Here is a 6583-nt window from a genome sequence, read left to right as displayed (position 1 = left end):
CGAGTTTTCTGCGCATCCTCACCCACCCGCACACCGGCATCGTGCTCGACGTCAGCGCGGAACCGTTTCGGGTGCCGGCAAGCTTGAAGAAATATTTGCGCCTGCGGGATGGGACCTGCCGGTTCCCCGGCTGCAACCGCTCCGCCGGGCACAGCGACCTCGACCACACCCGCGACAAACAATTCGGCGGCCCCACCACCGCCACCAACCTGCACCACCTCTGCCCCGCTCACCACAACCTCAAGCATTACAGCGCCTGGACCGTCACCGCCGACCTTGACGGCACCCTCCACTGGACCAGCCCCGCCGGCAAACACTACGCCACCGACCCCGCCACCCGCATCAGCCCCCACGTCCGGCACACACCGCAACATGCACTGCCACCCGCATCGCCGGCCTCACTGGATCACGACCCCTGGATTTCCGTCTGGAACACGACCGACCCCAACCCGCAACCGTTCTAGCGCGCACGGTCCGGCAGAGCTTCTGCCTTTTCGGCGGAGCTTCTGCCCTTCCGGCGTAGGTCGGCGTCAGATTCTCGAGTGCTCGCAGACGGGAAAGTTCACGTCGATAGACTGTGCTAACACGTACCCCTTACTCAACCGCAGCGACGCGGAAAGGTTTTTTATGCCCCGCACGGATTCGATCGACAGCAGCTTGGGCACGAGTAGAGGAGCGGAGCCGGGTGTTAGCGCTGCGGCACCTGCCGCTGCATCCGCTGATAACAACGAAGAAGTACTGCTGCAGCGCGATGGACCGCTCGCCCGCATCATCCTGAACCGGCCGCAGGCGCTCAACGCGCTGACCCACGCCATGATCCGTTCCATCGCCGACGCCCTCACGAAGTGGGCCGACGATCCCGCCGTGCACACCGTTCTGCTCACCGGAAGTGGAGATCGTGCCTTCTGCGCCGGCGGCGACATCGTCTCGATCTACCGCGATGGCCGCACTGGCGCCCAGACCGGTACTGGCGGTGACCCCGAAGAGAACGCTCGATTCTGGGCCGACGAGTACACGCTCAACGCGCAGATCAAGCGATACTCCAAACCATTGGTCGCTTTAATGGACCGCATCGTGCTCGGCGGGGGAGTCGGCCTCTCCGGCCACGCTGCGCACCGCGTCGTGACCGAACGCACCAAACTCGGCATGCCCGAAACGACCATCGGCTTCGTGCCCGACGTCGGGGGAACGTACCTATATTCGCGCGTCCCCGGCGAACTCGGCACCCACCTCGCCCTCACCGCCGCGACCATGACGGGCGCCGACGCCATCACCCTCGGCCTCGCCGACAGTTTCGTTGACGCGGCCCGGCTCGATTCTCTGGTCGACGCCCTCAAACGGATGCCCGCTGCCGAGGCCATCGCCGAGCACGCCGCTACGACCGTGCCACCGGGGCCGCTCCTGTTGGAACGCACCTGGATCGATGAATGTTACGCCGGAGATGACCTGCCCGAGATCATCGACCGGTTGCAGAAATCATCCGTCGCGGCAGCGCAGGAGGCAGCGACCGCCATCCTGGCCAAATCACCGACCGCGCTCAAAGTCACCCTCGCCTCGCTCCGCCGCGCCCGCGACCTCGGCAGCCTCGAAGAGGTGCTCGAACAGGAATACCGGGTATCCCTTCGCATGGTGGCCGGCCACGACGTGATCGAGGGGATCCGCGCGCAGGTCATCGACAAGGACCGGAATCCCCGGTGGCAGCCGAGCACCCTTGATGCCGTCAGTAACACTGACGTGCTGGCGCACTTCGCGCCGCTCGGCGAGCGCGAGCTGCGTTTGCCGCGCCCGAGAAACTTCGCACCAACCCCAACCATCGAACGAGAGGCCACCACGTGAGCGAGCGCACCCAGACCACTAACGACTCGGATACCTACGCCAACATCCTGCTCGAACGCCACGGCCGCGTCGGCGTTATCACCCTGAACCGCCCGAAGGCGCTCAACGCCCTCGACTTCGCCACCATGCAGGACGTCGTCGGTGCCGCGACCCGGCTCGACGCCGACCCCGAGATCGGAGCGATCATCATCACCGGTTCGGAACGCGCCTTCGCGGCCGGCGCCGACATCAAGGAGATGTCGACGATGAGCTACATGGACATGTACCTGAAAGACTGGTTCGCTGGCTGGGACCGGCTCGCTGCCGTACGCACGCCGATTATTGCCGCCGTATCGGGCCACGCCCTCGGCGGAGGCTGTGAACTGGCCCTCATCTGTGACTTCATCATCGCCTCCGACACCGCCACCTTCGGCCAGCCCGAGATCAAGCTCGGCGTCATCCCCGGCATGGGCGGGTCGCAGCGCCTCACCCGCGCGGTCGGCAAGGCCAAAGCGATGGAGATGATCCTCACGGGCCGCACCATCGGCGCGGTCGAAGCCGAGCGCGCCGGCCTCGTCGCCCGCATCGTGCCGACCGCCGACCTCATGGCTGACGCCCTCGCAACCGCCGCCGACATCGCCGCGAAATCAGCGCCGATCGCGATGCTCGCCAAGGAGGTCGTGAATGCGGCCTACGAATCCATGCTCGGCGCCGGCATCCACTTGGAACGACGACTGTTTCACTCGGTGTTTGCCACGGATGACCAGAGCGAGGGCATGGCGGCCTTTGTCGAGAAGCGGCCACCGGTTTTCTCGAACCGCTAACGCCCGCTCTTCCAGCTGTACTCGTTCTCGGGCCGTCCCGGCGTGCCGTAACGGGGAGCGCGCAGCACCAGGCCGGTGTCGGCGAGATACTCCAGGTAGCGCCGTGCCGTCACGCGTGACAGTCCGAGCGGCGCCATCAGCTCACTCGCCGACACGGGCGCGGCCTGCGCCTGCAGGTACCTGACCACCGGGTTCAGGGTCGATTCGGCCAGACCCTTGGGCCTGGGGATATCGGTCGGCGCCCGCAGGCTCGCGAAGGCGTGATCGACTGCCGACTGCGTCACGTTGGATGCCTGCCCGTTCAGTTCCGCACGAAAATCCCGGTAGCTGGATAATTTTGTAGCGAAGGTCGAATAGGTGAAAGGCTTGATCAGATACTGCACGACTCCGGCCGCGATCGCCCCGCGTACGTTGTCGACGTCGCGCACCGCGGTGATCGCGATGATGTCGGTGGCGAGGCCGGCTGAGCGGATGCGCCGACTCACGTCGAGCCCGTGGCTGTCGGGCAGGTTCATATCCATGAGCACGAGGTCGATCGGGGTTCCGGCCGAGGCCGCGGCTGCGACGCGCCGAAACGCCTCCTGCCCGGTGCCCGCCGTGCCGGCAAGCTCGAAGCCGGCCAGTCGACCCACATAGGCGGCATGAGCCTCCGCGGCGAGCGGCTCATCCTCGACGACAAGCACGCGAATGATCGGGAGTGCGGCCTCAGTCATGATTGACCTCCACCGGATCAGGACCGTAACGAGTCACGGCTGGAATCGTCACGGTGAAGACGGCGCCCTCGCGCCGTCCGATGGTGATCGTGCCGCCGAGGCGGGTCACGGCCTGCCTCACCAAAGCCAGGCCGAGTCCGCGGCCTCCGATCGAACGGCCCGGCTCCTCGCCTGCTTCGTGAGCGCCGGCGCCCTTGGTGCTGAATCCGAGGCGAAGCACGTCGTCGATAATCTCGGGAGCCACGCCACGGCCGCTGTCGGCGACCTCGATCACCACGGCCTGCTCGGTAGATGACACCGTGACCGAGACACGACGCGGGTCCGGGCCGGCCACTGCCGCGTCGAGGGCATTGTCGACCAGATTGCCCAGCACGGTCACCAGATCCTGAATCGACAGCCCCGACTGGGCGAGCGTGCCCGACGCCGTGACGGTCAGGGCGATTCCCAGCTCATTGGCCTGCGCCGATTTACCCATGATTAGTGCGCTGATCACGGGTTCGTCTACGGAACCGACCATCTCGTCTGCGAGTTGCTGGCTCAGCTCTAGATCTTTCGTGGCGAAGTCGAGGGCTTGATCGGTGCGGCCGAGCTCCATCAGCGACACGATCGTGTGCAATCGGTTGGAATGCTCGTGGGTCTGCGCTCGCAGGGCGTCGGACAGCGTCTGCATCGACTGCAACTCGCTGCCGAGGTTCTGCAGGTCGGTGTGGTCGCGAATCGTCGCCACGAATCCCATCGGGGCTGACTTGGGTCGAGTCGCTGACGTCGACGAGGCGATCGCGGGCTCCTGGCTGACCACGAGCACCCGCGTGCCGGTGAGATGAATCTCATCGTGCGCGGTGCGGCCGCTGCGCAGCAGCTCGCCGAGGCTCGGTGGCAGGCTGAGTTCGTTGAGGGTGGGTGGCCGTTCGTCGGTGCCCGCGGCTGGCCGCGGTGGAATGCCGAGCAGCCGCGACGCCTGGTCGTTGTACAGAACGAGGTCGCCGCGCAGGTCGACCAGCACGAGCCCCTCACGCACCGAGTGCAGTACCGAATCGTAGTAGACGAATAGTTGCGCGAGGCGCTCCGGTCCCCAGCCCAGGGTCACCCGGCGCAGGTAGCGCCCGAGCAGCCAGGTCACCACTGACCCGGACGCGAGCAGGCCAAGCGCGAGGCCAAGCACCGAGGGCAGCCGGGCGTTCAGGGCGATCGTGATATTGCTCGTAGTGGTGCCCACCGCGACGAGCGCGCGCACGGTGCCATCGGCATCCGTTACCGGCACCACGGCACGAACGGATGGCCCGAGCGTTCCCGTGCTGATTTCGGTGAAGGTCGTTCCGGAGAGAGCCGGCTCGATAGCGCCGATATACTTTTTGCCGATCTCGGCGTCGGTGGGGTGGGTCCAGCGGGTGCGGTTTGGAGCCATGATCGTGATGAAGTCGAGCCCCGCATCGTCGCTCAGCTCGAGTGCATAGGGCTGCAGCGATCCGCTCGGGTCGGCCGACTGGCTCGCCGCGAGCACGAGCGGACTGTCGGCGATGGCGGTGGCGACCGCGAGCATCCGGTTGCCGGTCGCGGCGTAGCCTTGATCGCGAGCATCGACGAAGAAGGCCGTTCCGACGAAGACCGTGAGCACGACGATGAACAGAGCGTGCGCGAAAAAGAGCCGCCGAGCGATGCTCCATTCTTTACGCACTGCAGGCTCCTTCGTGAGCTCGTGAACAATATGACCGCAACCGCGCGCCAACGGTCTGCGTCGACCAGTGTGGAACGAATTGCACCAGCCGGAGCCCGTGGTGGGCCAGGTTAAGCCTAGACATAGGAGTCTGACATGACAGCGACGCCATCAATCCGCAGCAAACTCAATAAGGCCGGCAAACCGAAGAAGAGAATCGACTCGTCGCACTACCTCTACATGGCCGTCATCATCGCGGTCATCCTGGGAATCGTGGTCGGCTTGGTGTGGGGCGGACCCGAGGGTTTCGCGGTCTCGCTCAAGCCGCTCGGTGACCTGTTCATCGCCCTGATCAAGATGATGATCGCCCCGATCATCTTCTGCACGATCATTCTCGGCATCGGCTCCATCGCCAAGGCAGCCACCGTCGGCAAGATCGGTGGCCTGGCGCTCGGCTACTTTATGCTCATGTCGACTTTCGCACTCGGCATCGGCCTGGTCGTGGGCAACATGATCCACCCCGGTGAGGGCATCAACCTGTCGGATGCCACCTTCGAGGCCACCGAATCGGCCGACACCAAGTCGTTCCTGCTCGGGATCGTTCCCGCCACCCTGTTCTCGTCGCTGACCAGCGGCAACATTCTGCAGACGCTGCTCGTGGCACTCATCGCCGGCTTCGCGCTGCAGCGCATGGGCCCGGCGGGTAAGCCGATTCTCGAGGGAATCGCGCACGTGCAGGCCCTGGTTTTCCGCATTCTGATCATGGTCATGTGGCTCGCCCCGATTGGTGCGTTCGGCGCGATCGCCGCGGTCGTCGGTGCCACCGGCATCCAGGCCGTGATCAGCTTGTTCACGCTCATGGCCGCTTTCTACATCACCTGCATCATCTTCATCGTGGTCATCCTCGGCGGCCTGCTCAAACTGGTCACGGGTGTGAACATCTTCAAGCTCATGCGGTACCTCGGCCGGGAATACCTGCTGATCGTGTCGACGTCGTCGTCCGAAGCCGCCCTGCCGCGACTGATCGCCAAGATGGAACACCTTGGTGTCTCCAAGCCCGTCGTTGGTGTCACCGTGCCCACGGGCTACTCGTTCAACCTCGACGGCACCGCGATCTACCTCACCATGGCGTCGCTGTTCATTGCCAACGCACTCGGCCAGCCCCTCGCCCTCGCCGAGCAGATCGGGCTGCTCGTCTTCATGATCATCGCGAGCAAGGGCGCCGCCGGAGTCTCCGGTGCCGGCCTCGCCACACTCGCTGCGGGCCTGCAGGCCCACGCCCCGCAACTCGTCGGCGGCGTCGGCTTCATCGTCGGCATCGACCGATTCATGTCCGAAGCTCGCGCGCTGACCAACTTCACCGGCAACGCCGTAGCAACGGTCATGATTGGCTCCTGGACCAAGGAACTCGACCGGGTGCAGCTTGACCGCGTGCTGGAAAAGCTCGAACCGTTCGACGAACGCACCATGCTCACTCACGGCCAGGTGAGCGCAGCGGACAGCCAGCGCACCGCCGAAAAGACCGCGCAGTCCGAGGTATTGGACCGCGTTTAGGCAGATATTGCGGGCATTAGACT

General features: G+C 65.2%; 6 protein-coding genes. 4 read left to right on the top strand and 2 right to left on the bottom strand.

From position 1 onward, the window contains the following. The 3 genes from E3T51_RS16650 to E3T51_RS02325 all read left to right on the top strand — a co-directional run. Positions 1-464 (top strand): HNH endonuclease signature motif containing protein (locus tag E3T51_RS16650; RefSeq protein ID WP_166806356.1); only part of this gene is annotated, 464 nt, incomplete at its 5' end. 163 nt (positions 465-627) lie between these two features. Continuing rightward, on the top strand, positions 628-1836 hold the full coding sequence (locus E3T51_RS02330) for an enoyl-CoA hydratase/isomerase family protein (RefSeq protein ID WP_134527036.1): 1209 nt from the start codon (positions 628-630) through the stop codon (positions 1834-1836). Beyond that, positions 1833-2639: an enoyl-CoA hydratase gene (locus E3T51_RS02325; RefSeq protein ID WP_174844550.1), complete on the top strand. Its 807-nt coding sequence runs from the start codon at positions 1833-1835 to the stop codon at positions 2637-2639. Before E3T51_RS02330 ends, E3T51_RS02325 begins: the two co-directional genes overlap by 4 nt. Here E3T51_RS02325 and E3T51_RS02320 read toward each other — a convergent pair. Beyond that, positions 2636-3352: a response regulator gene (locus E3T51_RS02320; protein WP_134527033.1), complete on the bottom strand. Its 717-nt coding sequence runs from the start codon at positions 3350-3352 to the stop codon at positions 2636-2638. The genes E3T51_RS02325 and E3T51_RS02320 overlap by 4 nt on opposite strands. Continuing rightward, positions 3345-5027 (bottom strand): sensor histidine kinase, encoded by a 1683-nt coding sequence (locus E3T51_RS02315; RefSeq protein WP_134527030.1) that lies wholly within the window; start codon positions 5025-5027, stop codon positions 3345-3347. Before E3T51_RS02315 ends, E3T51_RS02320 begins: the two co-directional genes overlap by 8 nt. A gap of 135 nt (positions 5028-5162) precedes the next feature. On the opposite strand from E3T51_RS02315, the gene E3T51_RS02310 reads away from it, so the two are divergent. Then, positions 5163-6560, top strand: coding sequence for a cation:dicarboxylate symporter family transporter (locus tag E3T51_RS02310; protein ID WP_134527027.1), 1398 nt, complete (start codon positions 5163-5165; stop codon positions 6558-6560). The last annotated feature ends 23 nt before the right edge of the window (positions 6561-6583 follow it).

The organism is Cryobacterium serini (genome assembly GCF_004404025.1).
Classification (GTDB): Bacteria; Actinomycetota; Actinomycetes; order Actinomycetales; family Microbacteriaceae; genus Cryobacterium; species Cryobacterium serini.
Note: the sequence above shows the minus strand (reverse complement) of the source record. Positions and strands in the feature narration are given on the sequence as shown.